The sequence below is a fragment of the Lysobacter sp. 1R34A genome (genome assembly GCF_051217035.1).
Taxonomy (GTDB): domain Bacteria; phylum Pseudomonadota; class Gammaproteobacteria; order Xanthomonadales; family Xanthomonadaceae; genus Lysobacter.
On record NZ_JBPKJP010000043.1, the window covers coordinates 1 to 26,591 of the forward strand.

Sequence of the window (26,591 nt, forward strand, 5' to 3'; positions counted from 1 at the left end):
CGCCGCGCGGCCGATCCGGCCCCGGTCAGTCGGCGCGCAGTCCGTCCGGACGCAGGTTGTCGGCCTCGCGGCGCAGGTGGCGTTCGGTCACCCCGAAGGTCTGGGCGACCTCGCGCTGGCTGCGCCCGGCGCGCACCGCGGCGCGGATGCCGACCCGGCGCAGGCCGACGAACACGCCCCAGGCCGAAGGGATCTCGATGGTGCCGGCGGCGCTGGCGCGCTCGAGCAGGCGCCGATGGGTGGGCGGGTCCAGGGCCACGCCGAGCCGGGCCGAGCACGCGTTGCGGCTGCGCGACAGGTACAGCCGGCGCCCGCCGTGGCGGCGCACCAGCCGCAGCATGGCGTCGAAGCCTTCGAGCGCGGCGATCTCGGCCGCGACCCAGGGCAGCGACGACAGCACCTCGACCCGGTGCTCTTCGCAGAAGCGGCACAAGGCCTCGAACTCGGCCGATTCCGGTTCCGGCAGGCCGGCGAAGCAGGGATGCGAATCGACGGCCGCTTCGCCGGCGTGTGTGCGTAGAGAGATAGTCATGTCCGCCAGAACGCGGCCGGCGCGCGGCCGTGAAGCGGCGAGGGCGGGTGCGCAGGGCGATCCGAGACGCAGGCGGCGTTTGCGCGCCGGGTCCGAGGCGATGCCGAAACCTTTGCGATGCCATAGCCCTCGCGATGCCATAGCCTCTCGCGATGCCAGAACCGGCGCGATGCCGCGCTGCGGACCGCGTCCGCATATCGCGGCGCGGTCGGGGCCGCTAGAAGGAACTCCGGCGCGGCATCCGCTGCGTCCCACCCACAGGAGACTTCAGATGCCCTATCAGATCACTCGTTGCCGCACGCCGCTCAACATCGGCGAATGCCAGTGGGCCAGCGCGCAGGCGATTCTGCCGGTCAACGGCCAGCCCGTGCCGACGGTGCAGTTCGGCAACTTCACTTCCTGCATCGGCATCGTCGCCAGCAATGTCGATGCCACCGAGGTCATCGGCATCCATCTGGTGATGGTGAACGACCAGGATCAGCAGTTCACCGCCGCCGACGTGCCCACCGTGACCGCGTTGCTGGCCGGCTTCCCGGAGAATCAATCCATCGTCGGCCAGATCGCGCTGTGGCAGGACAATGTCCCGGAGGCTTTCGCCGCGTTGGTCAACGCGCTGCCGAACGCCGGGCAATCCGATCAGGGCGACGGTACCTACGGCGCCGGGCTCAACAGCGTCGACCAGCTGGAAGTGTTGTTCCAGCCCCTCTGACCGTCGCGGCGACCCGCCCGATCCGGCGCAAGCGGGCAGGCGGCGAGGCGCTACCATGGCGCGTTCGTCCGCCTGCCCCGGTGCCGTGTCCGAAACCGCGCCCAGCCGCAAAGTCCTGCACGTCGACATGGACGCGTTCTACGCGTCGGTCGAGCAGCGCGATGCGCCGGAGCTGCGCGGCCAGCCGGTGGTGGTGGCCTGGCGCGGCGCGCGTTCGGTGGTGTGCGCGGCCAGTTACGAGGCGCGCAAGTTCGGCGTGCGTTCGGCGATGCCGGCGGTGCGCGCCGAGCGCCTGTGCCCGCACGCGGTGTTCGTGCCGCCGGACTTCGCGCGCTACAAGGCGGTCTCGCGCCAGGTGCGCGAGATCTTCGCCCGCCACACCGACCTGATCGAACCCTTGTCGCTCGACGAGGCCTATCTCGACGTCACCACCACCAAGACCGGCCTGCCCTCGGCCACTGCGACCGCCGAGGCGATCCGCACGGCGATCCGCGAAGAGACCCGGCTGACCGCATCGGCCGGAGTGGCGTCGAACAAGTTCCTGGCCAAGATCGCCTCGGACTGGCGCAAGCCCGATGGGCTGTTCGTGATCCGCCCGCACCAGGTCGAGGCCTTTCTGGCGCCGCTGCCGGTCGGGCGCCTGCCCGGGGTCGGCAAGGTCATGGAGGCCAAGCTCGCCGAACTCGGCGTCGGCGTGGTCGCCGACCTGCGCGCGCTCGGCGCGCTCGCACTGGAGCAGCGTTTCGGCCGCTGGGGACGGCGCCTGCACGAACTCTCGCTGGGCATCGACCACAACGCGGTCGAGCCGGAGCGGCCGACCCTGCAGGTGTCTTCGGAGGACACCTTCGAGCGCGACCTGCCGCTGGAGCAGGTCGAGGCCGACATCCGCAGGCTGGCGGCCAAGACCTGGGCCGGCTATCGACGCGAACTGCAGCGCAGCCCGGGGCGGGTCGCCCGCACCGTGGTGCTGAAGCTCAAGACCGCCGACTTCCGCATCCTTACCCGCAGCCTGACCGCGGCGCATCCGCCCGCCGACGAAACCGAACTGGCCGACATCGCCTGCGCGCTGCGCGCGCGGGTCGAGCTGCCGGCGCAGACCCTGTTCCGCTTGGTCGGCGTCGGCCTGTCGGGTTTCGCCGAAGACGAGGACGGCGCCGTCCAGTCGGACCTGTTCGAACGCTCACCGGACCGCGACTGAGCGGGAACCTCGCGCTCAGGCCGCGGCGGTCTCGTTGTCCATCCGCACCACGTAGCGCATCGCGTCCATGCGCAGTGCGCGCACCGGGGCATCGGCCTCGCGCGCGGCCTCGCTCCACAGCGGCGACTGGCACTGCAGGTTGAGGCAGCCGAACCGGCGCGCCGCGTCGAGCGCCTGGCGGAACAGCTCGGCCTCGATGCCGCGGCCCCGCCACGGCGCGCGCAAGTAAGGGTCGTCGAGCTGCAGGCAATAGGCGCGTTCGAGCATCGAGAAGCCGGCGGTGGCGCTGGCGTAGCCGACGTGCAGGCCGTCGACCTCGGCGATCCAGGCCCAGGCGCCGAACGGCGGCTCGAACAGCACTTCCATCAGCTCCAGCGCATCGTTGCGCGGCGGGCCGTAGGGCCGGCGTTCCAGGGCGAGCTGCTCGGCGTGTTCGTTGCACAGCTCGATCAGCACGGCGGCGTCTTCGCGCACTACCGGGCGGACCACCAGGCCGGCCAGGGTCCGGGGCGCGGGGGCGGTCGGGTCGGGAGCGGCGGGCTGGGGTTTCATGGGGGGCGGGTTCCGGGAGGGGGAGGGAAAGGAGGCGTCGGGGAGCGGGGCGTCGGCGCTGCGCAGGGTTCGCGGCCGCGACGCGAGTGCGTCGATCGGCACCGGCGGCGGAGGTAGCATCGTCGGCGGCGATGCGCGCGGAGCGCCGCTGCGGGCGGCGAAGAACGGCGGGGCGAGCATGGCGAGGCTCCTGACCGGAATGCAGCGCATCCTGCGCGCCTGCTTTTAAGAAGTTTTTAATCGTGCCGGCGCACTGTGCGGCTGGCGATGCGACAAGGTGACGCAAGGCGAGGCATGAACATCCTGCTGGTGGAAGACGACGCGATGCTCGCCGAGGCGGTGCGCGCGGGCCTGATGCACGACGGTTGGCGGGTCGATTGGGTCGCCGATGCGCCCTTGGCGAAGACCGCCCTGGTCGATCACGACTTCGATGCGGTCCTGCTCGATCTCGGCCTGCCCGGCGGCAGCGGCCTGGGCGTGCTGGCGACCCTGCGCGGCCGCTACGACGCGACCCCGGTGCTGATCGTGACCGCGCGCGACAAGCTCAGCGAGCGCATCGCCGGGCTCGATGCCGGCGCCGACGACTACATCGTCAAGCCGTTCCAGCTCGACGAGTTGTGCGCGCGCCTGCGCGCGGTGATGCGGCGCAGTCAGGGCCGGGTCTCGCCGGTGCTGAGCTGCGGCACGGTGGTGCTCGACCCGGCGCGGCGCCTGGTCACCCGCGACGGCGAGCCGGTCGCGCTGAGCGGGCACGAGTTCCGCACCCTGATGCTGCTGCTCGAACGCCAGGGCCGGGTGGTCACTCGCGAGCAACTCGAGGAAGCCGTGTACGGCAGCTCCGGCACCATCGAAAGCAACACCATCGCGGTGTACGTGCACCAGCTGCGGCGCAAGCTCGGCGAACACCTGATCGTGACCGTGCACGGCTACGGCTATCGCGTCGGCGCGGGGGCGGCATGAGCGCGCCCGCACCCGCGAAGCCTGCGGCTGCCGGGCCCGCGGCTGCTACGCCCGCGGCGGTGGCCGACAAGCGTTGCCGCGGCACCCGCTCGCTGCGCTGGCGCCTGACCTTCGTCCTGATCAAGAGCGTGCTGCTGGCCTGGTTCGTATGGATGGGCTGCCAGATCTGGCAGCTCGGCCGCGAGCACACCGGTTTTCTCGACAACTCGCTGCGCGAGATCGCCGAGCAGGTGCTGGCGTCGATGCCGGAGGGGTTGGAGCGGCTGCCCTCGCGCGACCCGAAGCGGGTCACCGTGCCGGTCGAGGCCGATCGCAAGATGAGCTTCCAGGTGTGGGCGCAGGGCCGCAACGTGGTGTATTCGGCGGCCGCGCCGCTGGAGCCGTTGAAGCCCGACTTCCGCGACGGGTTCGCCCGCCGCGAGATCCACGGCGAGCGCTGGCAGGTCTACAGCCTCACCGACCCCCTGCGCGGCCTGGTTGTGCAGGTCGGCCGCACCAAGCAGATGGCGATCCAGGAACTGCAGGGCTGGATTCTCGGCAGCCTGCTCGCCGCGGCCTTGATCCTGGTGGTGTTCGGGTTGGCGATGTGGATGGTGATCGGCCGTTCGCTGCGGCCGCTGACGACCTTGCGCGACACCCTGCGCGAGCGCCCGCCGCTCGATCTCACGCCGCTGCCGAGCGCCGAGTTGCCGAACGAGTTCCGGCCGCTGGTCGACGCCTTCAACAGCCAGCTCGAACGCGTCGATACCGCGGTCCAGCACGAGCGCCGGTTCATCGCCGACGCCGCCCACGAATTGCGCACGCCGCTGGCGGTGCTCAGCACCCATGCCGAACTGGCCCTGCGCGCCGACACCCTGGAAGAAAAGAACGCCGCCTTGCTGCGCTTGCGCGCCGGCGTGCAACGCAGCGCACGCCTGTCCGAACAGTTGCTGGACCTGGCCCGGCTCGATGCCGGCGAAGAATCGGTGCGGCTGGCGCCGCTGGACCTGTCCGACTTGATCGTGCTGGTGATCCGCGACTTCGAGACGCTCGCCCGCGAACGCCGCCAGCGCATCACCCTGCGCGCCGAACCGACCCGTTTGCTCGGCGACGTCGACCAGCTCGGCATCCTGCTGCGCAACCTGATCGACAACGCGGTACGCCATGCCGGCGCCGACGGTACCGTCGCGGTGTCCTGCCATGCCGAAGGCGACGGCGCGGTTGCGCTGTGCGTCGCCGACAACGGCCCCGGCGTCGCGGTCGACGACTGCCAACGCATCTTCGACCGCTTCTACCGCGCGCCCGGCAGCCCGGACGGCGGCAGCGGCATCGGCCTGTCGCTGGTCGCCCGCATCGCCCAGACCCATGGCGCCCGCATCGAATGCGGCGAAGGCCTGGAGCGCGGCGCCGACGACCCGCGCGGCCCAGGCCGCGGCTTCGAAGTGCGGGTGCTGTTCCCGGTGGCGCCGGCGGCTTGAGCTCCGGTGAGGCCGGGAATCGGAGCGACGGCGGCGAGGGCGACAACGACGGCAAATCTCCCCGGCCCCCTTTCGTCGAAGAGGGGCAGGGGCGCCTTGCCTTGCTTCTCTATTGCCCGTGCTTTCGCTTTCGCCCTCCCGCTGCGCCCTGCTGACAGCAGGCTGGCAGCAGCCCCCGCGCACAGTGGCGGCGTGCGATCGGCACGGCCTGGCCCGACGCGGCCACGGGGGAAGCGCGAGATGGACCGGCAACGACGATTGATCCTGCAGGTGGGGGCGAGCGCGCAGCTCGCAGCGATGAGCTCGGTCCTGCAGGCGGCGCCGTTCGCCGCGACCGCGGCGGCCCCGGCCGGCGGCGGCCCGACCGCGCCCGATCGCGACGGCCGCCACGATTTCGACTTCTATCACGGTCGTTGGCAGGTCAGGAACCGCCGTCTGGCCAAGCGCCTGGCCGGCAGCGACGACTGGATCGAATTCGACGCCACCGACGAATGCCGGCCGGTGCTCGGCGGTCTCGGCAGCGTCGACCGCTACCTCACCGCCTGGGGCGGCGGCATCGAAGGCTTCGCCCTGCGCCTGTATCAACCGGCGACGAAGCTGTGGCAGGTGTACTGGGCCAGCGATCGCGACGGCGTGCTCGAAGCGCCGCTCAGCGGCGGCTTCCGCGACGGCATCGGCGTGTTCCACGGGCTGGAAGCGCACGAAGGGCGGATGCTGCCTTCGCGCGCGACCTGGTCGGAGATCACCGCCGACAGCGTGCGCTGGGAGCAGGCCTTGTCGGCCGACGGCGGCCGCAGCTGGGAAACCAACTGGATCATGTGGATGACGCGGCAGGCTTGAGCCCGCATGCGAGGAGCGACGCGATGAACGACACCACTGCGGCCGACGGCCGCCATGATTTCGATTTTCTGCACGGCCGTTGGCAGGTGCACAACGAACGCCTGCGCCAGCGCCTGGTCGGGTCCGAAGACTGGGAAATCTTCCCGGCCGTCCAGACCTGCGCACCGGTGCTCGGCGGCCTGGGCAATGTCGATGCCTTCGTCTCCGACTGGGGCCGCCCCGGCGCCGAGGACGGCTTCCAGGGCATGACCCTGCGCCTGTTCAACCTCGAGCGCCGGCAATGGAGCATCTATTGGGCCGGCAGCCACGACGGCGTGCTCGAGCCGCCGGTGGTCGGCGGCTACGACAACGGGGTCGGCGTGTTCCACGGCGAACTCGAACACGAGGGCCGGCCGGTACTGGCCAAGTTCGTATGGAACGCCATCAGCGCCAACACCGCGCACTGGCACCAGGAATTCTCGCCCGACGGCGGCGTCAGCTGGGAAACCAACTGGCATATGTGGATGCACCGCAGCGACGAACACGGCCGCCTGCTGCACGAGGATGCGGTGATCGAACTGCGCCAGTACCGCATGCAGCCGGGCCGCCGCGACGAACTGATCGATCTGTTCGAGCGCGAATTCATCGAGCCGCAGGAAGCGGTGGGCATGCACGTGATCGCGCAGTTCCGCGACCTCGACCATGCCGACCGCTACACCTGGGTGCGCGGGTTTCCCAATCACGCCTTGCGCGCGGCCTCGCTCGACGCCTTCTACGGCGGACCGATCTGGAAGCGGCACCGCAAGGCCGCCAACGCGACCCTGCTCGACAACGACGACGTGCTGATGCTGAGGCCGGCGTGGCCGGGCTCGGGCTTCGCGGCCGCGCCGAGCGCGCGCGCGTCAGTCGGAAGCGCCGCGAGCGGCGAGGGCGTGGTCGCGATCGGGATCTGCGAGCTGAACGCGCCGGCCGAGGATGGTTTCGCCGCATTGTTCGAGCAGCGTTTCGCGCCCTGGCTCGGCGCCGGCGCCGAACTGCTGGCGACCTATGCGACCGACCCGTCGCCGAACGGCTACCCGCGCCTGCCGGTGCGCGAGCGCGAGGCGGTGCTGGTCTGGTTCGCCCGGTATCCCGACGAAGCCGCGCAGCGTGCCCACTTCGCCGCCCTGGACAGCGATCCGCGTTGGCGCGCGCTGCTGGCCGACGCCATGCTCGGCGACCTCAAGCAGGCGCCGCAGCTGCTGCGCCTGGCGCCGACCGCGCGTTCGGAACTGCGGGCATGAGTATCGGCGCTCGCGGTCCGGGTCCCATGCGGCCGCTTGAGCCCGGCGCGGCGGCGCGGGATCATGCCGGATGCGCCGCGCCGACCGCCTGTTCCTGCTGATCCATGCCCTGCGCGGACGCCGCCATGCGATCACCGCCCAGCAGCTGGCGCAGACCCTGGAGGTGTCGCTGCGCACGGTCTACCGCGATGTCGCCGACCTGCAGCGCTCCGGCGTGCCGATCGAGGGCGAGGCCGGAGTCGGCTATCTGCTGCGCAAGGGCGCGGACATCCCCCCGCTGATGTTCAATCCCGACGAGCTCGAAGCCCTGGTGGTCGGCACGCGGTTCGTGCGCGCCTTCGGCGGCGAGCGTTTGGGCCGCGGCGCGACCGCGGCCCTGCTCAAGATCGAAGCGGTGCTGCCGCCGGAATTGCGCGCGCGCAGCGCCCGCACCCGCATCTTCGCCCCGCAGCTCGACAACCGCATCGAAGCCAGCGGCCTGATCGACGCTCTGCACGGCGCGGTGCTCGAACGACGCGTGCTGCGCCTGGTCTATCGCGACGGCGAAGCGCGTGCGAGCGCGCGCGACATCGAACCGCTGTGCCTGTCGTTCTGGGGCGGCAGCTGGACCCTGGGCGCCTGGTGTCGCCTGCGCACCGACTTCCGCAGCTTCCGCCCCGACCGCATCGTCGAGTACGCCGCCACCGGCGAAAGCTTCGTCGACACTCGCGAGCGCGGTCTCGATGCCTACCTGTGCTCGGTGGGGGCGGCGGCGACGGACTCGGGATAAGGGTATAAGCGCACGGTTTTACTCTCCGATCCCGAGTCCCGAGTCCCGAGTCCCGAGTCCCGAGTCCCGAGTCCCGAGTCCCGAGTCCCGAATCCCGAATCCCGAATCCCGAATCCCGAATCCCCACGCCGAAGCCCAAGCCCCGAACCACTCAACGAATCCTCACCGCTTCCAGCCGCGCCAACTTGTCCGGGTTACGCATGATGAAGATGTCGCGCAGGCGGTCGTTCTCGTCGTAGCCGAAACTCACCGCGGCTTCGATGCGGCCGTCGCGTTCGAGGATCACGCCGCGCGAACCGTTGAGGTCGACGAAGGTCCAGCGATCGTTGCGGCAGGCCGGGTGCAGCACGCTTTCGATGAAACCCAGCACCGCGTCGCGGCCATGCAGGGCCTCGGCGACGGCGGTCACCTTGCCGCCGCCGTCGGCGCGCAGGGCGATCTGCTCGGACAGCAGGGCGGCCAGCGGCGCGGTGCGGCCCTCAGTCAATGCGGTCTCGAACGCGGCCAAGAGCTGGTCCTGTTGCTCGGCCGGGGTCACGTGGCGGACCTTTTCCTGTTCGACGTTGGCGCGCGCGCGCTGGACCAGCTTGCGGCAGGCGGCTTCCTCGATCTCCAGGGTGCGGGCGACGTCGGCGTAGGACTGCTCGAAGATCTCGTGCAGCAGATACGCTGCGCGCTCCTTCGGGGTCAGCCGTTCGAGCAGCAGCAGGAACGCGGTCGACAGCGACGAGGCCAGCGACAGCTGCTCGTCGGGACGCTCGGTCGCGGCGGTCTGGATCGGTTCGGGCAGCCATGAGCCGACGTAGTCGACACGGGTGCGGTGGGCCGAGCGCAGCAGGTCGATGCAGCGGCGCGTGCAGGCGGTGGTCAGCCAGGCGCCCGGGTTGTCGATCGCGCCGCGATCGGTCGCCTGCCACTTCAGAAAGGTGTCCTGGACCGCGTCTTCGGCGTCGGCGCGCGAGCCGAGGATGCGGTAAGCCAGGCCGATCAGCATCGGCGCCGATTGCGCGAACAGTTGGGAGTCGTCGGAAGCGTTCATGGCTCGGTTCTAAGCGCGGGCGGTGCGCGCGTGCGTCGTGGGACGTTGGGCGGGTGAGTATGTAGGCGCGCGGCCCTCACCCCAAACCTCTCCCGCAAGCGGGAGGGGGGCTAGAGCGCTTTCCTTCGCCGCCCACCCTCCGTGGTCGAAGCGATCAAATGGACGGCAGGCATTATGCGGAACTGATCGCCGACCGCTTGGGGAAGGTCGAGAAGCAGCCCGAAGGGCAGTGACGCCAAGCGGGCAACTCGCGCGAAATGACGGTTCCTGCACAAGCGTATCGGAGCGACCGCTCAGTGCCTGGATACCTGCAGCCGGTTCCACAGGTTGATCATCGCCACCGCCGCGCTGAGCGCGCCGATCAGCGGGTCGCTGTAGTGCTCGCGCAGGGCCTCGCGCAGCGCGCCGTAATCGGTGCGCTCGTCCAGCGTGGTCAGCGCTTCGGTCCAGGCCAGGGCGGCGCGCTCGGCGGCGCTGAAGTCGCCGACATGGCGCCACACGACCAGGCGGTCGAGGCGGTCGTTGCTCTCGCCGTCGGCGCGGGCCTCGCGCAGATGCATCTTGACGCAGAAGGCGCAGCCATTGATCTGCGACGCGCGCAGCTTGATCAAATGATAGATCGGCCGCTCCAGGCCCAGGGCCGAGACAGCGGCCTCGACCTGGCCGAGCTGGGACAGAATCTCGGGAATCTCGCGTTCGTACTTGATCGGGGCGGTATTGCTCATGGGGCGTTCTCCGGTGAGGAATGAGGGGCTTATACCGGTTCGACGATTCACCGGGTCGCCGTGTGACATCTTGGGGCGAAAAGTTTTCCCGGCCCTTGTGGGGCTGGCCTGATCAAGTAGGAGGCCGCCTGCTTTTGGCTTGTTGAGCTCGGCGACGCATAGACCTCGCGAAGGCAATCGAAGACCCGGAGGGCGGCCCGCACGGATGCGGGCCGTTTTTCATCGGGACAGGGATGTCCCGTATGAAAAATCACCGCGTCGGCATCGTTCGTGCGGGCCCTTGATTCAAAGAAAAGCAACTTCTTTGGTTACCTTTCTTTTGTTGCTTTAGACAAAAGAAAGTAACCCGCCGCTTTAGTGGCGGAAGCTTTGGGTTTGATCTTGATCTTTATTGAATTGTGCGCCGCAAGACCATCGCAGCGATGTCGTGGCTTGCGCCGCTCCTACCCGGCGACGGCACGCCGCTTCGATCAATGACTATGGCTTTATTATTCTGCGCGTCCCTTGTCGCGACTTACGTCGCTCCTACAGGGAGCAGGGGCCGTAGCGACATGCCGATGCGGCAGCTCTGGGTAGGGGCGGCGCAAGCCGCGACTGCGGCGTCACGACCTCGCGGCGCTCCTAGCCGCAGCCCCTGTAGGAGCGACGTAAGTCGCGACCGCGCCGTCTTCGGTCGCGGCGTCACCAGCCGTGAGGCGGTGAAGCAACATCAAGAGCAAAGCTTCCGCCCCTAAAGGGTGCGGGTAACTTTCTCGTCCAAAGCAAAAAAAGAAAGTCACCAAAGAAAAGTGCTCTCCCTGCAAGGGTACAAGCCCGCACGATCGATGCCGACGCAGGGATGCTCCAGACAGGCCATCCCTGGCCTGCTTGCGCACGGCCCGCGTCCCCGCGGGCCGCACTCCGGGTCTGCTTTTGACCGGCAAAGCGGCAAAGCGGCAAAGCAAGACAAATCAAAATCTCGGCAACGGCAACGGCAACGGCAACGGCAACGGCAACGGCAACGGCAACGGCAACGGCAATAGCGTTGCGCCAAGAATGGGCCGCAGGCCGTCGCGACTCGCGACGTAAAGCTTGCAGGACGCCACTCCTACCCTGAAGCGCCGCCGCAACGACTCATCCGGCAACCGCCAATCGCTGCGCACCCGCGGCGCGTGCCGCAACCGTAGTAGCGAGCAACTGCCCGGCCAACTCTCTCGCCGCAGTGCGCAGCTCCGGCACCGCGGTGATTTCCCACAGCTGCGCGCGCAGCAGGGGGCCGATCGCGTACAGGCCGCGCACTGCGCCGCCCTTGGCGTCGAGCACCTCGAACCGGTCCGACACCTTCAAGCCCAAGCCCAGCGGATCGGCCGCTACCAGCCCCGACTCGCGCAGATGCGCGACCAGCGGATGGGTGGTGCGTTCGACGTCGGTGTCGAGGCCGGTCGCGCGGATCAATACGTCGTAGCGCTCGCTGTGCAGGGCGGTGCCGCCACGTTCGCGGATCAGGACTTCGACCGCATCGTCGCCGCGCCGAGCGCGCAGCAGGCGGCCGGCGCGTACTTGCAGCTGGCCATTGTCGCGCAAGGCTTGCAACTGCTCGGCCAGTTGCGGCGCGATGCGGTGGCGCACCGCTTCCCAATACGAACGCAAGTGGCGCAGGAAACTCGCGCGCTGCGCCAGCGGCACGCCGCGCCAGAACGTCTGCAGGTGCGGCCGCAGTGCATCGATCAGGCTGCGCCAGTCGTCGACCACCGGCGTCAGGGTGCGCAGGGCGCGCAGCAGCTCGCGCGGCGCGTGCGTGTGCAGCGCCTGCAGTACCGCCGGAGGCAAGGCGATCTCCGCCGGCGGGTATTCGCCGTGCGCGCGCGGCAGCAGCCCGTGCCGCGACAACGCCACGATCGGGCCGCGGTGGCCGCGATGCTGCAAAGTCGTCACCACGTCGGCCATCGTCAAACCGGTGCCGACGATCAACAGCCGCGCATCCGGGTCGATCGCATCGATGGCGCCGTCCTGCCACGGCCAGTTGAGATAACTCGGATGGATCGCCAGGCGCGGTCCGACCCCGGCCAGCGCCTGGGGCGGCAAGGCGCCGACCGCGAGCACGACCTTGTCGCTGAGGAAATCGCTGCCGTCGGCCAGGTGCACGCGAAATCCGGCCGAGGCGCGTTCGACCGCGATCGCTTCCTGGCGAATCTGGTTGAACGCCGCGGTGCTACCGGCCACCGCGGTCTGCAGTTGCGCATGCAGGTATTCGCCGTAGGCCAATCGAGGCAGGTAGCTGATTCGCGCGCGATCGCTGAGGTTGAGCCAGTCGGCGAAGGCGCCGGGCTGGTCGGGCGTCGCGCCGAGTTCGCTCGCGCGCACGTTGAGCAAATGCTCAGAACGCGCTTCGCCATAGGCGACGCCGCGGCTGTAACTGTCGGCCATGCCGATCAGGCATAGCTCGACGCCGGGTCCTGCCTGCCGCGCCAGTTCGCTGGCCAGCGCGCTACCGCTGAAACCCGCTCCGACGATCGTGATCCGCATGAAGTGCTCCTGTCGCGAGGCGATGCCCAAGGAGCTTCCGTTCTAGTGGATCGCCCGCGCCGGCGCGTAAAACGCCGGTTACCGTTGCGTAAAGGCGCGCGAACCATGTGGAACGTCGACATGACGAACGGGCATGAGCGCGGACATGGAACTGCAATGCGGTTCGCAGCTTGGGTTCGACGGGTGGGACCACGCTCATTCGACGTCGCGGCGTTGCCGGCCGTAGTTCCCGCTGTAGGAGCGGCGTAAGCCGCGACGCGGTACGCGCAGAGGCCGCAACGCGGGGGCTATCGGTCGAAGCCGTCAACTCTCGCGGGGTAGGAGCGACGCAAGTCGCGACCGCGCCGCCTCCAGTTGCGGCGTTTCTTGCCGCCGGGGCATTGAAGCCACGACAAAAGCAAAGCTTCCGCTCCCTAAAGGGTGCGGGTAACTTTCTCGTCCAAAGCAACAAAAGAAAGTCACCAAAGAAATAGTGCTTCTTCTTGCAAGGGCACCAGCCCGCACGATCGAAGCCGACGCAGGGATGCTCCAGACAGGCCATCCATGGCCTGCTTGCGCACGGCCCGCCTCCCTGCGGGCCGCCCTCCGGGTCTTTATTTGACCGGCAAAGCGGCAAAGCGGCTCAAAGACTGGGCAACGGGCTAAAGATAACTGCGTGTGCGTCGCGACCGAGAACGATTGAATCGACGACCGGGCTGGAGTTCTTCGCCCTCAGCCCTTTGCGGGGAAGACGACTGCGAGCCGCGGGAAACCCTACCTACCGTCGTTCCCGCGTAGGCGGGAACCCAGGGTTCTACCGCGACATGACTTTGTAGTCTCTGCCATCCGTTGCTCCGCCTTCGCGGGGATGACGCTTGTGCGAAGTCGGGCCGTGAAAGGCTCGACGACCACCCGCCACCATTCCGCAAAAAGCAGCCACCCTCACTTCGCCTCGGCCAGCACCTTCGACCGGCCGTAAGGCTGGCCATCGAGTTTGCCGCGCTTGATCCAGTCCAGTTGCATCGCAAAGTAGCCTTCGGCGACGCGGGTGTGCCGGCGTTCGCCCTTGGCGTCGATTTCGAAATCGAGCATGCCGTGGTCCGACTGCGGGAACAGCACGGTGGTGATGGGGCGGCCTTCGCCGGCCAGTCCGACCAGGCGCTTCTGGGTTTCGTCCGACGGCGCCTCGAGGTCGGAGCCGCCCAGGATCCACAACTGCGGCGCCGGCAGGCTGCGCAGCACCGGCATCGGGTCGTAGTCCCAGCTCAGGTCGACGTCCTGCTTGGCCAGCTCGGCCAGCACCTCGGCCCGGGTGCTGTTGATCACCTGGCCGGTGTACTCGCCCTTGAGCGCCTTCCACCACGGCTGCGCCGCGTACTTGGCACGCAGCGCGTCGAGTTCCTGCCAGCCGCGCTGGCCGTCGCTGGAGGCGATCAGGCCGGTCGCGTCGGAGACTTCGCGCGCCTTGGCCAGGGTCGGCGCATCGCCGAAGCCGGCCGCGCGCAGGTCCATCGCGACCTGGTCGCGGTCTTCGGCCAGCACGCCGTCGGCGAGGCCGAAACCGACCACGACGAACTCGGCCTGCGGCTCCTTGCTCGCCGCCAGCGGCGCGACCCAGCCGCCCTGGCTGCCGCCGTGGAAGCCGGTGCGGCCGGCGCGCGGCCCGGCCAGGCGCTTGGCCTCGCGCAACGCCGCCGCGGCGTCGTCGGAGAGCTGGTAGAAGTTCTGGTTGTACTTGCCGGTGGAACCGCCGGTGCCGCGCTTGTCGTAGACGAACACGCCGACGCCGTTGGCCGGGAACAGGTTCTGCAGGTGATACAGGTCGACGCCGGAGTAGTTCTCCGAGCCGTGCACCAGCACCACCAGCGGCACCGGGCCCTCGCCGGGCGGCAGCACCAGGCGGCCGCGCAGTTCGACGCCATTGCCCTGGAAACGGGTCTCGGTGACGTCGAACTTCAGCTTGCGGCCGTCATGGCCGTCATAACGGATGCGGCCCTCGGCGCAATCGCCGAACGAAACCGCCACGCCGTCGGCCTGGTCGGTCCAGCCGCGGGTGCTGGTCCAGGCGCCGTCCTTGTGCACCAGCTTGCCGGTGCTGCCGTCGAGCAGGCGCCAGCGCAGCACACCGGCGGCGCTGGTGCGGGCGACATCGACCACGCGATCGTCGTCGAGGCGATAGGCGCCGGTGTGGCACTGCGCTTGCGCCACGGCCGGATCGGCGGCGGGCTTGGCGGCCTGCACCGCGGATTCGGCGGCGAGGGCGCCGCCGCTCACCAACAATGCGATCGGCAGGGCGTGGCGGTACAGGGCGGATCGGTTCATGAGCGTCGCCGTTTCGGTAAGAGTGATGCTGAGATGCGCCGTTCGCCCTGCAGGTTGCAAGCCGTCGGCCGGAACCGGCTCAACCGTCGCCACTTTCTTTTGGCCGTGCGTTGTGATCGGTCGCCCGCGGCGATGCGTCATGCGCTGGCGCGGACCGCGTTCGTCGGCGCTGCGGCGGGCTTCCAGCGCCGGTCGAACCACAGCTTGGCGCCTACCGCAACGATCAGCGGGCCGAACCAGGCCGCGTAATGCAGGGCCGCGCCGTCGATCGCCGGCAGCAGGCGCGGCAGGCCGATGCCGAGAAAGGCGACATGGGTGGCGATGCCGTTGCCGAGCATCGCGGTGTAGTGCTCGATCAGCCACCAGCGCGGCCGCTGGGCCAACCGGTCGCGGCGCCAGCGCTTGTGCAGCAGGTCGGCGCCGACGAACAAGCCGATGCTGGAGAACCCGCTCAGCAGCGGTGCGCCGACCTTCAGGCCGAGCGCGAGGATGGCGGCGCCCGACAGCAACGACAACACGGCCAGGGCGACGTAGACCGGGCCCGTGTAGTGCACCACGTCGCGCTTGTCGCGTACCGCCCGCCAGCTGGTCCACACGCCGGTGGCGGTGATCACCAACAGGTAGCCGAGGAAGGCCGCGGTCACCGGATGGCCGTCCTGCCACTTGTGCCAGGCCATCGGCACGCCGGTGACGAGAATGCCGGTCATCGCGAGCAGGAAGGCCTGGCCGGCGCGCCGGTGCAGCGGGCTGCCCTTGCGGGCCAGACCCGCGCTCCAGAAGCCGGCCAGCGCCACGCAGCCGATCGCGATGTGCAGGTATTTGATCCATTCGTAAGCCGATGTCATGACGGCGTCTCCTCGCGTCCGGCGCGGTTACCGGGTGCGGCCATGGTGGTCGCACCCGGTCGCGGCGGCAGGGCCCGACAGTCAGGACTTCACCCTGCCGGAAGTCACTTTCTGCGTCGCGGCCATTGCCACCGCCGGCGCCCACGCGCAGCATCCCGGCATGCCCGCCGCCCTGCGCGTGATCTTCCAAGCCATCAACCTGCCCGCCGTGCTGACCTGGCTGGCGGTGGCGCTGTCGTTGCGCCACGACGGCGCCCGCGACCAACTCGCGCAGTGGGCGGCGATGATCGGTTTCCTGCTGAGTTTTCTCGCCAGCGATCTGGTGCCGCCCTCGCGGCCGCGCTGGAAGCTGGCGCTGTTCGTGGTCGAAACGGTGTGCGCGCTCGCCGTGTGCTGGCTGGCGCCGAAGGGCGGCACTTCGCCGGCGTTGCTGGTGGTGCTGATCGCCCACCTGGCCCTGGTCTATCCGCCGCGGCCGGTGTTGATCCTGGCCCTGCTGCTGAACCTGGCGCTGTACCTGATCATGCGCGTCACCGGGCACAGCGCGCCGCTGGTGGTGACCCTGATCTTCGCCGGCTTCGAAGGCTTCGCGGCGATGGTCGCCCATTACGCGCGCAGCGCCGAACACACCCGCGATCAGCTCGCCCTGGTCAATGCCGACCTGCTCGCCACCCGCGCGCTGCTCGCCGACAGCGCGCGCGACGCCGAACGCCTGCGCGTGGCGCGCGAGCTGCACGATGTCGCCGGGCACAAGCTCACCGCGATGATGTTGAACCTGCGCGCGCTCGCCGCCGATCCCGGCCTCGGCCAACGCGACGAGGTGCAGTTGGCGCAGCGGCTGGCCGGCGAATTGCTCGGCGATATCCGCGACGTGGTGCAGGCGCTGCGCGATTCGCGCGGCCTCGACCTCGCCACCGCCTTGCGCGCGCTCGCCGCGCCGATGCCGCGGCCGGCCCTGGAACTGGACATCGACGAACGCATCCACCTGACCGACCCGGCGCTCGCCGAGACTTTACTGCGCCTGGTCCAGGAAGCGCTGACCAACAGCGCCCGCCACGCCGATGCCGAACGAGTACACGTCTCGATTCATCGCGACGGCGGTCACCTGCAGGTCCGGGTCGAAGACGACGGCCGCCTGCGCGGCGCATTGCGCGAAGGCAACGGCCTGGCCGGCATGCGCGAGCGCATCGCCGCGGCCGGCGGCAACCTGAGCTTCGCCCGCAACGAGCGCGGCGCGATGCGGATCGAGGCGAGGCTGCCGGGATGAGCGAACCCCTGCGCATCGGCCTCGCCGACGACCAGATGCTGGTGCGCGCCGGCCTGCGCGCCTTGCTCGAACGGCTGGGCCTGCGCATTGCCTTCGAGGCCGACGACGGCCAGGCCTTGCTCGACCGTCTCGCCGACACCCCGGTCGACGTGATCCTCAGCGACATCCGCATGCCCGGCCTCGACGGCATCGACGCCCTGCTGCGCCTGCGCGCACGCGGCGACCGCACCCCGGTGCTGCTGCTGACCACCTTCGACGACAGCGAACTGCTGCTGCGCGCGACCGAAGCCGGCGCGCAGGGGTTCCTGCTCAAGGACGCGGCCCCGGAAGACCTGCGCGAGGCGATCGTGCGCGTCGCCGCCGGCGAAGTGCTGTTGCAGCCGGTCAGCACCGAACCGGTCCGCGCGCGTTACCGCTACCACGCCGACGACGCCCCGCGCGCCTTGTTCACCGAGCGCGAGGTGTCCGTATTGCGGCTGATGGCCGGCGGTTACTCCAACAAGGAGATCGCCCGCGCGATGTTCCTGGCCGAAGGCACGGTCAAGAACTACGTCTCGGTGATCCTGGAAAAACTCGACACCCGCGACCGCACCCGTGCGGTGCTGAAGGCGATCACCTTGCGGGTGATTTGAGGGCGGGATTGGGGATTTTGAATTAGGGATTCACATATATGCCTGCGCCCTGCGGGTCGTGCGGCGAATACAGTGACGAGGCCATGCATCGAATCAGCGAGCTTCGCCTGGGCCCCTGCAGGAGCGACGTGAGTCGCGACCGCGGGACGCGCAGAGATGACATGGCCGTCTTCGTTCGTCGACGCGGCATGTTCTCGCCAGGGTAGGAGCGGTGCAAGCCGTGACATCGCCGTTATGGTCTTGCGGCACCTTTCTGAAGCAAGATCATGATCAAACCCAAAGCTTCCGCCACTAAAGCGGCGGGTTACTTTCTTTTGTCTAAAGCAACAAAAGAAAAGTAACCAAAGAAGTTGCTCTGTATTGAATCAAGAGCCCGCACGAGCGGTGCCGACGCAGGGATCTACATACGGGCATCCCTGTCCCGACGAAAAACGGCCCGCGTCCCTACGGGCCGCCCTCCGGGTCTTCTTTAGCCTTCGCTAGTGCGCGGCGTAAAGCCTAAATGAAAGCCACAGCCGCAGTTACAGCCTTGATCGACGGATACGCGTGCGAAGTCGGCATCCCTGTAGGAGCGACGTGAGTCGCGACCACGGAACGCGCAGAGATAACGAGGCCATCGGCATTCGTAGAAGGCGAGGTGCTTTCGCCAGGGTAGGAGCGGCGCAAGTCGCGACATTGCTGCGGCGGTCTTGCGGCGCCTCTCTCTCGTCTACTAGATCAAGATCAAACCCAAAGCTTCCGCCACTAAAGCGTCGGTTACTTTCTTTTGTCTAAAGCAACAAAAGAAAGGTAACCAAAGAAGTTGCTCTGTACTGAATCAAGAGCCCGCACGAGCGGTGCCGACGCAGGGATCTACATACGCCATCCCTGTCCCGACGAAAAACGGCCCGCGTCCCTACGGGCCGCCCTTCGGGTCTTCGATGGCCTTCGCGAGTGCGCGGCGGCGCAAAGCCAAAACGAAAGGCATGGCCAATAACCAGGTGCAGGTGCGACGCCGCCATCCTGTAGGCGTGACATAAGTCGTGACGACGCAACCCCCAGATCGCTGCGCCGTCGCCGTCATGACGCGGTCGCGGCTCGCGCCGCTCCTACCCAGGAGCAGCCGCGACGCCATATCACCGTTGTCGGTGCCATCGCCGTGTTTTGATTTGCTTTGCCGCTTTGCCGCTTTGCCGCTTTGCCGGTCAAGTGAAGACCCGTAGGGCGGCCCGCAGGGATGCGGGTCGTGGATTTGATCTTGATCTTCGTCAACGAGTAATGCGTCGCGAGACCGTCGCAGCGATGTCGCGGCTTGCGCCGCGCCTACCCTGACCGGCCTCGGCCGGTATCGGCGCGATGTCGAAAGGTTGCGGTCGCGACTTACGTCGCTCCTACAGGGGATGACGGCGTCGCACCGGTATTCGCTAATCATAGGCGTAGCTGTGATTGCGGCTTTCGGTTTGCGCCGCCGCGCACTCGCGAAGGCAATCGAAGACCCGGAGGGCGGCCTGCATGGATGCAAGCCGTTTTTCATCGGGACAAGGATGTCCCGTATGAAAAATCACCGCGGAAGCAACGATCGTGCGGGCCTGTGTTCAAAGAAAAGCAACTTCTTTGGTTACCTTTGCTTTAGACAAAAGAAAGTAACCCGCCGCTTTAGTGGCGGAAGCTTTGGGTTTGATCTTGATCTTGACCTACATCTTTCTGATCGAGACGCCGCAAGACCGCCACAGCGATGTCGCGGCTTGCGCCGCTCCTAACTTGGCGAGAGCACGCCGCGTCGACGAACGAAGATGGCCATGTCATCTCTGCGCGTCCCTTCGTCGCTCCTACCCTGCGATAGTCCGGCCTCGATCATCGACGACGGCGTTGCGGTGTCTAGCCGTCCGGTCGTGCCGCTCAGACGTCCCCATCCGTCAGCCAACCCTCGCCGGTACCGCGATGGAACACGGTATCGGTGGCGAGGACGTCGCCGGCCGGGACCGAGTCCTGGGTGGCGAGGCGATCATAGATCGGGGTGAAGTCCGGTTCGGTCGCACGCATCAGCTGTTCGAAGCTGTCGATAACGAAATAGGTCTTCTGATAGGTGTCGATGCGGTAGCGGGTGCGCATGATCCGCTCCAGGTCGAAGCCGATCCGGTTCGGGGCGTCCGATTCCAGGCAGTGGATCGATTCGCTCTTCGACGAGACGATGCCGCTGCCGTAGATGCGCAGGCCGTCGGCCTGCTTGATCAGGCCGAATTCCACGGTGTACCAGTACAGGCGGGTCAGGTGGACCAGCGCCTCGGGGTTGATCCCGTGCGCTTTGACGCCGCCGCGGCCGTAAGCCTCCATGTAATCGGCGAACACCGGGTTCATCAGCAGCGGCACGTGGCCGAACAGGTCGTGGAACAGGTCCGGCTCGGCGAGGTAATCGATCTGCTCGGGCTTGCGGATCCACCAGGTCACCGGGAAACGGCGGTTGGCGAGGTGGTCGAAGAAGGTCAGTTCCGGCAGCAGGCCTTCGACGCCGATCAGCTCCCAGCCGGTGTGCGCGCGCAGCACGCGATTGAGATCGTCGAACTTCGGGATCTGGTGCGGGGTCATGTGCATGGCCCGCTGCGCGGTCAGGAACTCGTCGCTGGCCCGGCCGACCAGCACCTGCTGCTGGCGCTCGAACAACTGCGCCCACACCGCATGGTCCTGGCTCGAGTACGACGCCCACGGCTGCTCGATCACGGCAGTCGTATAGACCGGCACGTAGCCCTTGTCGGTGAGCTGGTGTTCGACGCGCTGCGGGGTGGCGGGGGTCATGGCCGTGAGACTCCTGGAACGTCCCGGACAGTCGGGGACCAGACGACTTTAACCGCGCTTCGGCGCAATAGGCTTGCGTTATTGCGCGCAGATGGCTGATTGGCGCAAGATTATTGCGTAATGACTACCATGGGCGCTGAATGTGGCCACCGTAGAACTCGACCGTACCGACATCGTCTTGCTCGCCGAGCTGCAGCGCGACGGCCGCCTGACCAATGCCGAGCTGGCCGACCGCGTGCATCTGTCGGCCTCGGCCTGCCTGCGCCGGGTCCAGCGGCTGGAGCGCGAAGGGGTGATCTCCGGATACCGCGCCGAGGTCGACCCGGAACGCCTCGGCCTGGGCCTGCAGGCCTTCGTGCGGGTGCGCCTGGGCCGCCACGACAGCGAGGCGGTCGCCGCCTTCGCCGAGTTCGTCGAAACCTGGGACGAGGTGGTGGCCTGTTACGCGCTGACCGGCGACATGGACTATCTGCTGCAGATCGTCGTGCGCGACCTCGAGCATCTGTCGCGCTTCCTGCTCGACCGCCTGCTCAACCAGGCCGGCGGCGCGGACATCAATTCCAGCCTGGTGCTGCGTACGGTCAAGTCCTTCCGCGGCCTGCCGCTGCCGCCGCGTTGACCCGTTCGGCGTTGTCGCCGGGCGCGGCTTCGGGGTCGGGATCGCCCTGAGGCTCGCTGCGCGGCGGCTCGGCGGGGGTGGCGGGTGTAGTCGGTTCGCGCGGCGCCGCTTGCTCGTCGAGCAGGTCGATGCGCTGGCCGCTGCCCTGGATCGCCACTTCCAGCAGCGAATAGGTCCAGCGGTCGGCCTCGCGTTCGCCCTTGATGTAGAGCGTCGCCTCGCCCTTGGGGCCGGTCAGCGGCACCGACAGGTCGGCACGGCCGTTCGCGTTCTCGGTGGTGAGCGTGCCCTGGATCATGCTGCCGGTGCGCAGCGGCGTGCCGAGCGCGGCCACGACTTCGGCGTTGCCCTCGGCCAGGACGATGGCATGCCGATACGGTTCGCTGGCTTTCATCACGCCCGACAGGCCCTTGATGCCCAGGCCGATGACGCCGACCAGCAGCAGTCCGGCGAGCAGGACTAGGGTCAGGCAACCGCTCGGCACCGCCCACTTCCAGTTGCGGCTCCACCAGCCGGGGTTCGGACGATCGTCGTTCATGGGGCGCTCCGCGGAATCGGTTGTCGGTGAGTGTCGCCGCGGATCGCATCGCTGACCAGCGACGCCGCTGGCCCGCGAGTGCGGGTACGTGCGGCGCTTGCTTCAGGCGCCATCGATCGCGGCCAGTGCCGCCGCGCGCGCATGCAGGGCGGTGGTGTCGAACAAAGCGGTCTCGACATCGCCGGCGCCGATCAACAGACTGATTTCGGTGCAGCCCAGGATCACGCCCTGAGCGCCGCGCGCCACCAGGCCGGCGATGACCTCGCGATAGGCCTGGCGCGACGCGTCGCGAATCCGCCCCAGGCACAGCTCTTCGTAAATGACCCGGTGGACCAGATCGCGGCCGGCCGCGTCGGGCACGATCACCTCGAGCCCGTGGCGCTCGATCAATCGCTGCCGGTAGAAGTCCTGCTCCATGGTGAAGCGCGTGCCGAGCAGGCCGATCCGGCCCAGGCCGGCGGCGCGGATCGCCGCGCCGGTAGGGTCGGCGATATGCAGCAGGGGCAGGCCGGAGGCGGCCTCGACCGCATCGGCGACTTTGTGCATGGTGTTGGTGCAGATCACCAGCAAGTGCGCGCCGCCGTCGCGCAAGCAGCGCGCGGCCTGGCCGAGCAGCACGCCGGCCGCATCCCAGTCGCCGGCATGCTGCAGGCGCTCGACCTCGGCGAAATCGACGCTGTACAACAGCAGCTTGGCCGAATGCAGCCCACCGAGGCGTTCGCGCACGGTCTCGTTGATCAACCGGTAATACGGCAGGGTCGATTCCCAGCTCATGCCGCCGAGCAGGCCCAGCGTTTTCATCGCGACGTCGCTCATCGCCGCAGTATAGCCACGCGGCCTGCGGCGCTCGGCGACTCAGCGCGGCCCGGCGTCGCCGCCGACCGCAGTGGGCGATGCGTCGAGAGTGCCGAAGCGCTGGCCGAAGAAATCGCCGGCGTTCCAGCGCGGCCGTTGCGGTGCGTCGGCGATCGACTGGCCGATGCGCGCGTTGAGCCGGGCCAGACGCGCGGCGTCGGCGTACTGGATCGGTTGGCTCGCGTCGTCGCCGGGCTGGTGATAGCGCTCGCGCAGGAAATCGCGCTGGTGCTTGCCGGCATCGACGCCCGACTGCTGCGCTCGCACGCCGCCGGTCAGGTACACCGCCGGCACGCCGGCGCGGATGAAGGCGAACTGGTCGCTGCGGACGAAGACGCTTTCCTGCGGCGCGGGGTCGGGCGACAGGCTCACCCCGACCTCGGCCGCGGCCTGGTCGAGCACCGCCTGCAGGCTGGAGTGCTCGACCCCGATCGGCACCACGTCGCGGGTCGGCACCAGCAACACCGGCATGTCCATGTTGACGTTGGCGACCAGCGAATCGCGCGGCACGGTCGGGTGCCGCGCGTACCACTCGGCGCCGAGCAGGCCTTTTTCCTCGGCGGTGACCGCAACGAACAGCAGCGAGCGTTTCGGCGGCGTCGGCGAACGCGCGAGCTGCTGCGCGGCTTCGAGCATGATCGCCACGCCAAGTGCATTGTCGAGGGCACCGTTGTAGATCGCGTCGCCATGCACCGGCGCGCCGATGCCGATATGGTCGAGGTGGGCGCTGAACAGCACGTGCTCGCGCTTGAGCGTAGCGTCGGCGCCGGGCAGCACCGCGACCACGTTGCGCGACTCGGCCGGCTCGATCCGGGTCTGCGCCGACAATTCGATCGTGCCCGGCAGCTCGAAACCGCGCAGCTTGCCCGCGCGCGCATCGCGGAACAGTCCCGCGGCGCTTCGGCCGCCGGTGTCGAGCAGGACGCCGGCGCTGGCGGCGCTGACTTGGGCGATCACCTGCAGTTGAGGAAAGGTGTCGAGCGGTCGCCCCTCGGCGTCGCGCAGGCGCATGCCGGGTCGGGCCCAGTTCTCGGCGCCGCGCGCCCAGGGCTGGCGCCGTTCCTCGTCGTCGGTGGACACGATCACCGCGCCGACCGCGCCGCGTTCGGCCAGGGCGGCGAATTTCTCGCGGAACGAACTGTAGAACGCGCGCCGGTCGGTGTCGAAGCGCGGCGGCGCGCCGTGGAACAGCACCGCGATCTTGCCGCGCACATCGATGCCGGCGAAATCGTCGTGCTGCAGTTCCGGCGCCCGCACCGCCTGGCCGACGAATACCGCCGCCGCGGTCACGCGCGCATCGGTGCGGTCGAAGTTGAGCTGCGGCAGAAACTGCTCGCGGAACTTCAGCGCGGTGGCGGCGCCGTCGCGGCGGATCACCAGAGTGCCGCCGCCGTCGACGCGCTTCGCGCTCAGCATCGGTACCCGCTGGAAGTAGCGGCCGTCGTCTCCGGCCGGGCGCAGCCCGATCGCGCGCAGGCGTTCGGCGACGTACAGCGCCGCCAGATCGTAGCCGCGCGTACCGGCCTCGCGGCCTTCGAGCAGATCGTCGGCGAGAAAACGCAGGTCGGCTTCGATCCGTCGCGCGTCGGCGCCGGCGCTTTCGTCGTAACCGTCCGTTGCCGGCGGCGCCGGCGCGGGGCGTTGGCAGGCGGCGAGGGCGACGATCAGGCAGAGGCCGGCGAGCGACCGGAAGGGCGAGTAGCGCATCGATTCCCCAAGCGATGAGGTCGCGGAGCCCCGCGACGGCTGCGCTTGCGACGCTATCACCGCGGGGCGGGGGCGCCAAGTTGGGGAAGCGAGATAGAGCCGGAGCGAAGCAGGGCCAGAGCGAAGCAGGGCCGGAGCAAATCCCCCTGGCCCCTCAAAGGGGAATCGGTGCGTGCGGTCTGGGGGCTGCGGGGCATTCTGGAGCAGGGACGTTCCCAGAGAGGCTATGGCGATGCGATGACGTCGCGAAAGCCGTGCGCCTGTGCGACTTGCAGCGGTCGCGTTCGTCATGGCGCGGGGCCAAGCGCAGCGCCCGCGCGCGGAAGAGTGCGAAGGCGGTCGCAAAGACGCGATCTGCCGCGGAAAACCTGTCCGAGGGCAGCGCATGGCCGCGTTGGTCAGAAGGCTCACCCACAACAGGAGCCGATCATGTCCAACGCAAGCAAGCCCATCGTCGCCGCCTACTGCGAAGGCCTGTTCTCCAAGACCGGTGGCAGGGACTATATCGAGGGTCTCAAGGCGTCCGGTTTCAACACCGCGATCCTGGCCCTGGCGCATCCGCACTACCAGGACAGGTCGCCGCCGGCGCCGGACAAGTACAAAGGCGATCTGTACTACAACGATCTCGAAATCGTCTCCAACGGGCAGTACGTCGGTCCGCCGGAGTGGCTGCCGCTGGTCAATTCCCTGACCCTGGGCGCGACCGGCATCGAGCGCGTGTGGTTGTCGATCGGCGGCGGTGGGGTCGGCGACTACGGCAACATCCGCAAGCTGATCGCAGAGTTCGGCAGCGGCGAGAAGAATCCGCTGTTCCAGAACCTGGTCGCGTTGAAGAATACCTTCCCGGCGATCGAGGCCATCGACCTGGACGACGAGGAGATGCAAGACCAGAAGCTGATCGTCGATTTCAGCCGCATGCTCGGCAAGGCCGGCTTCAAGGTCACCTTCTGCCCCTACTACAACCCCGAGTTTTGGGTCGGCTGCCTGGCCGAACTGCAGAAGACCGATCCCGGCCTGGTGATCGCGTTCAACCTGCAGTGCTATTCCGGCGGCGCCGGCAACAATCCCGAAGATTGGATCCAGGCGCTGCAAAAAACGTTTGGCAGCGGCTTCCCGGCCCGCTTCGTGATCCCGGGCCTGGCGACCGATTCCACCCCGAACCAGGTCCAGCAGCAGTATGCGCAGTGGGCCAGCGACGGCATCGGCGGCGGTTTCCTGTGGACCTACGAGTCGGCCGGAACGCAGGCGCCGGACTACGCCTCGGCGATCGCCACCGGCCTCGGCACGGCCGCGGCCTTGCGCGGCTCAGTCGAAGTAGAACGACGCCCCAACCCCAGCCTGTAGATCGGCGCTGCCGCGGTCGAGGCCGAGGTCGAACGAGGCGTCGAGCTGCACGCGCGGCGTGGCCATCCAGGTCACGCCGGCGCCGGCGACCGAAGTCGCCGACTCGCCGTCGGCTTTCGACACGCCGGCTTCGAGGTAGGCGCCGACGCGGTCGCTGAGCGCGAAGCTCAGGCTCGGCGACCAGGTCCAGGTGTCGCGGCCGTCGCTGCGGTCGAGGTTGAGGTACAGCGCGCCGGCGAGGCGCTCGTCGAAGTCGTAGCCGAGCGTGGTGCCGAGGGTGTACTGGGTGGCGCCGTTGCTGAAGTCGCGGTCGCCGCTGGCCGCGGTGACCGCGCCGAGCACCGCCCACGAGAACGCCTCGTGCGAAGCCCGCAGCGCCACCTTGATCGCCAGGCCGGTGTCGCCGGCGCCGTGGCGCGAGCGGCGGCCGTCGCCGTCGCGTTCGCGCAGCCGGTTGTAGGCCGAGGTCGCCAGCTGCAACTCGACCCGGTCGCTCAGGCCCAGTCGCAGATTGGTGTTGGCGCTGTAGAGCCGGCTGCGGGTGCCGCCGTCGTCGTCGCGGACGAAATCCGGCAAGCCCTGCTCCCAGGCGAAAGCGCCGCGCGGCAGGGTGTCGGTCGAGAACGAGATGCCGGGCCGGTCGAACGAGGGCGGCTCGGCCGGTTCGGCCGGCTCGGAGGTTTGCGCGATGGCCGGCGCGCCCGCGAGGGCGAGCGTCGCGGCGAGCGCTACGTTCAGGCCTGTTCGTGCCGCGACAGGCGCGGCGCTCGGCCTCACGGCTTGACCCACTGGCCGCGCTGCATCTCGCAGGCTTGCTTGATCCCGGCGATCTGCTTGGCGTTGCGCTTGTAGTAATAGATGCGCGCCTTGACGTTCATGGGCGAATCGCAGACCGCCACCGCGCCCGAGGGGCAGGCCGCGACCGGCCGCGCCGAGACCTGGCCGCCGATCTCCGCCAGGCCCGGCAGCGAGCTGTTGCATTGCGGCTGGCTGGCCTCGTCGGAAGCCGGCAGGTCGGTCTCGGTGCATTCGTTGATCATCTGGCCGAGGACCTGGCCTTCGATCATGCAGGCGCTCTTGGCGTGAACGAACGGCGAGGCTGCGAGCAATAGGCTGCACGCGAACGGGACAGTCAGGCGGCGCATGGTCGGCTCCAGGGAAGG

Annotated in this window: 25 protein-coding genes; 12 read left to right on the forward strand and 13 right to left on the reverse strand. The window is 68.6% G+C overall.

Annotation, left to right across the window (positions count from 1 at the left end; translation table 11 throughout):
* Positions 1–25 precede the first annotated feature (25 nt).
* A complete protein-coding gene (locus ACSAMQ_RS11620; protein WP_435395788.1) occupies positions 26–532 on the reverse strand; it encodes a hypothetical protein in 507 nt (168 codons plus the stop codon).
* Between the two features lie 271 nt (positions 533–803).
* Between ACSAMQ_RS11620 and ACSAMQ_RS11625 the strand changes: the two genes are divergently transcribed.
* Complete coding sequence (locus ACSAMQ_RS11625) at positions 804–1,241, forward strand: hypothetical protein (RefSeq protein WP_435395789.1); 438 nt, start codon at positions 804–806, stop codon at positions 1,239–1,241.
* A gap of 55 nt (positions 1,242–1,296) precedes the next feature.
* The gene (gene dinB, locus ACSAMQ_RS11630) at positions 1,297–2,439 is read left to right on the forward strand and encodes a DNA polymerase IV (protein WP_435395790.1); all 1,143 of its coding nucleotides are present in this window, start codon (positions 1,297–1,299) and stop codon (positions 2,437–2,439) included.
* A gap of 15 nt (positions 2,440–2,454) precedes the next feature.
* Here the strand turns inward: dinB and ACSAMQ_RS11635 are convergent, their stop codons facing one another.
* Positions 2,455–2,991: an N-acetyltransferase family protein gene (locus tag ACSAMQ_RS11635; RefSeq protein WP_435395791.1), complete on the reverse strand. Its 537-nt coding sequence runs from the start codon at positions 2,989–2,991 to the stop codon at positions 2,455–2,457.
* Positions 2,992–3,285: 294 nt separating this feature from the next.
* On the opposite strand from ACSAMQ_RS11635, the gene ACSAMQ_RS11640 reads away from it, so the two are divergent.
* The 5 genes from ACSAMQ_RS11640 to ACSAMQ_RS11660 all read left to right on the forward strand — a co-directional run bounded on the left by ACSAMQ_RS11640 (position 3,286) and on the right by ACSAMQ_RS11660 (position 8,279).
* Positions 3,286–3,951: a response regulator gene (locus tag ACSAMQ_RS11640; RefSeq protein ID WP_435395792.1), complete on the forward strand. Its 666-nt coding sequence runs from the start codon at positions 3,286–3,288 to the stop codon at positions 3,949–3,951.
* A 59-nt stretch (positions 3,952–4,010) separates the two neighbouring features.
* A complete protein-coding gene (locus tag ACSAMQ_RS11645) occupies positions 4,011–5,408 on the forward strand; it encodes an ATP-binding protein (RefSeq protein ID WP_435395793.1) in 1,398 nt (465 codons plus the stop codon).
* A 240-nt stretch (positions 5,409–5,648) separates the two neighbouring features.
* Complete coding sequence (locus tag ACSAMQ_RS11650) at positions 5,649–6,248, forward strand: hypothetical protein (RefSeq protein ID WP_435395794.1); 600 nt, start codon at positions 5,649–5,651, stop codon at positions 6,246–6,248.
* 23 nt (positions 6,249–6,271) lie between these two features.
* Entirely contained in the window at positions 6,272–7,510 is a 1,239-nt protein-coding gene (locus ACSAMQ_RS11655) for an NIPSNAP family protein (protein WP_435395795.1), read from the forward strand.
* A 70-nt stretch (positions 7,511–7,580) separates the two neighbouring features.
* Positions 7,581–8,279 (forward strand): helix-turn-helix transcriptional regulator, encoded by a 699-nt coding sequence (locus ACSAMQ_RS11660; protein WP_435395796.1) that lies wholly within the window; start codon positions 7,581–7,583, stop codon positions 8,277–8,279.
* 151 nt (positions 8,280–8,430) lie between these two features.
* Here the strand turns inward: ACSAMQ_RS11660 and sigJ are convergent, their stop codons facing one another.
* Together sigJ and ACSAMQ_RS11670 are read right to left on the reverse strand one after the other, a co-directional pair.
* A complete protein-coding gene (sigJ, locus tag ACSAMQ_RS11665) occupies positions 8,431–9,318 on the reverse strand; it encodes an RNA polymerase sigma factor SigJ (protein WP_435395797.1) in 888 nt (295 codons plus the stop codon).
* 293 nt (positions 9,319–9,611) lie between these two features.
* Positions 9,612–10,043: a carboxymuconolactone decarboxylase family protein gene (locus ACSAMQ_RS11670; protein WP_435395798.1), complete on the reverse strand. Its 432-nt coding sequence runs from the start codon at positions 10,041–10,043 to the stop codon at positions 9,612–9,614.
* Positions 10,044–10,955: 912 nt separating this feature from the next.
* Between ACSAMQ_RS11670 and ACSAMQ_RS11675 the strand changes: the two genes are divergently transcribed.
* Positions 10,956–11,111 (forward strand): hypothetical protein, encoded by a 156-nt coding sequence (locus tag ACSAMQ_RS11675; RefSeq protein ID WP_435395799.1) that lies wholly within the window; start codon positions 10,956–10,958, stop codon positions 11,109–11,111.
* Positions 11,112–11,156: 45 nt separating this feature from the next.
* Here ACSAMQ_RS11675 and ACSAMQ_RS11680 read toward each other — a convergent pair whose 3' ends face one another.
* The 3 genes from ACSAMQ_RS11680 to ACSAMQ_RS11690 form a co-directional block, all read right to left on the reverse strand.
* Positions 11,157–12,548 carry an FAD/NAD(P)-binding protein gene (locus ACSAMQ_RS11680; protein WP_435395800.1) on the reverse strand — a complete coding sequence of 464 codons (1,392 nt, stop codon included), beginning with the start codon at positions 12,546–12,548 and terminating at the stop codon, positions 11,157–11,159.
* Between the two features lie 921 nt (positions 12,549–13,469).
* The gene (locus ACSAMQ_RS11685) at positions 13,470–14,849 is read right to left on the reverse strand and encodes an alpha/beta hydrolase family protein (protein ID WP_435395801.1); all 1,380 of its coding nucleotides are present in this window, start codon (positions 14,847–14,849) and stop codon (positions 13,470–13,472) included.
* Between the two features lie 137 nt (positions 14,850–14,986).
* Positions 14,987–15,694: a hypothetical protein gene (locus tag ACSAMQ_RS11690; RefSeq protein WP_435395802.1), complete on the reverse strand. Its 708-nt coding sequence runs from the start codon at positions 15,692–15,694 to the stop codon at positions 14,987–14,989.
* 160 nt (positions 15,695–15,854) lie between these two features.
* Here ACSAMQ_RS11690 and ACSAMQ_RS11695 point away from each other — a divergent pair, with 160 nt between their 5' ends.
* Together ACSAMQ_RS11695 and ACSAMQ_RS11700 are read left to right on the forward strand one after the other, a co-directional pair.
* Positions 15,855–16,961 (forward strand): sensor histidine kinase, encoded by a 1,107-nt coding sequence (locus ACSAMQ_RS11695; RefSeq protein WP_435395817.1) that lies wholly within the window; start codon positions 15,855–15,857, stop codon positions 16,959–16,961.
* Positions 16,958–17,593, forward strand: coding sequence for a response regulator (locus ACSAMQ_RS11700; protein ID WP_435395803.1), 636 nt, complete (start codon positions 16,958–16,960; stop codon positions 17,591–17,593). The genes ACSAMQ_RS11695 and ACSAMQ_RS11700 overlap by 4 nt, the downstream gene beginning before the upstream one ends.
* 1,878 nt (positions 17,594–19,471) lie before the next feature.
* Here the strand turns inward: ACSAMQ_RS11700 and phhA are convergent.
* On the reverse strand, positions 19,472–20,365 hold the full coding sequence (gene phhA, locus ACSAMQ_RS11705) for a phenylalanine 4-monooxygenase (RefSeq protein ID WP_435395804.1): 894 nt from the start codon (positions 20,363–20,365) through the stop codon (positions 19,472–19,474).
* Between the two features lie 142 nt (positions 20,366–20,507).
* Here phhA and ACSAMQ_RS11710 point away from each other — a divergent pair, with 142 nt between their 5' ends.
* Positions 20,508–20,984, forward strand: a complete 477-nt coding sequence (locus ACSAMQ_RS11710) for an Lrp/AsnC family transcriptional regulator (RefSeq protein ID WP_435395805.1) — start codon at positions 20,508–20,510, stop codon at positions 20,982–20,984.
* On the opposite strand, the gene ACSAMQ_RS11715 is transcribed toward ACSAMQ_RS11710, so the two are convergent.
* From ACSAMQ_RS11715 to ACSAMQ_RS11725, 3 genes are all read right to left on the reverse strand, one after another.
* On the reverse strand, positions 20,947–21,522 hold the full coding sequence (locus tag ACSAMQ_RS11715; protein WP_435395806.1) for a cytochrome c oxidase assembly factor Coa1 family protein: 576 nt from the start codon (positions 21,520–21,522) through the stop codon (positions 20,947–20,949). The genes ACSAMQ_RS11710 and ACSAMQ_RS11715 overlap by 38 nt on opposite strands.
* A gap of 102 nt (positions 21,523–21,624) precedes the next feature.
* Positions 21,625–22,323: an aspartate/glutamate racemase family protein gene (locus ACSAMQ_RS11720; RefSeq protein ID WP_435395807.1), complete on the reverse strand. Its 699-nt coding sequence runs from the start codon at positions 22,321–22,323 to the stop codon at positions 21,625–21,627.
* Positions 22,324–22,377: 54 nt separating this feature from the next.
* The gene (locus ACSAMQ_RS11725; RefSeq protein WP_435395808.1) at positions 22,378–24,084 is read right to left on the reverse strand and encodes a M20/M25/M40 family metallo-hydrolase; all 1,707 of its coding nucleotides are present in this window, start codon (positions 24,082–24,084) and stop codon (positions 22,378–22,380) included.
* Positions 24,085–24,513: 429 nt separating this feature from the next.
* Here ACSAMQ_RS11725 and ACSAMQ_RS11730 point away from each other — a divergent pair, with 429 nt between their 5' ends.
* On the forward strand, positions 24,514–25,428 hold the full coding sequence (locus tag ACSAMQ_RS11730; RefSeq protein ID WP_435395809.1) for a hypothetical protein: 915 nt from the start codon (positions 24,514–24,516) through the stop codon (positions 25,426–25,428).
* Here ACSAMQ_RS11730 and ACSAMQ_RS11735 read toward each other — a convergent pair.
* Entirely contained in the window at positions 25,390–26,205 is an 816-nt protein-coding gene (locus tag ACSAMQ_RS11735; protein ID WP_435395810.1) for a transporter, read from the reverse strand. The two genes, ACSAMQ_RS11730 and ACSAMQ_RS11735, sit on opposite strands and share 39 nt — an antisense overlap.
* Positions 26,202–26,573 carry a hypothetical protein gene (locus ACSAMQ_RS11740; RefSeq protein WP_435395811.1) on the reverse strand — a complete coding sequence of 124 codons (372 nt, stop codon included), beginning with the start codon at positions 26,571–26,573 and terminating at the stop codon, positions 26,202–26,204. Before ACSAMQ_RS11740 ends, ACSAMQ_RS11735 begins: the two co-directional genes overlap by 4 nt.
* Positions 26,574–26,591: the final 18 nt, after the last annotated feature.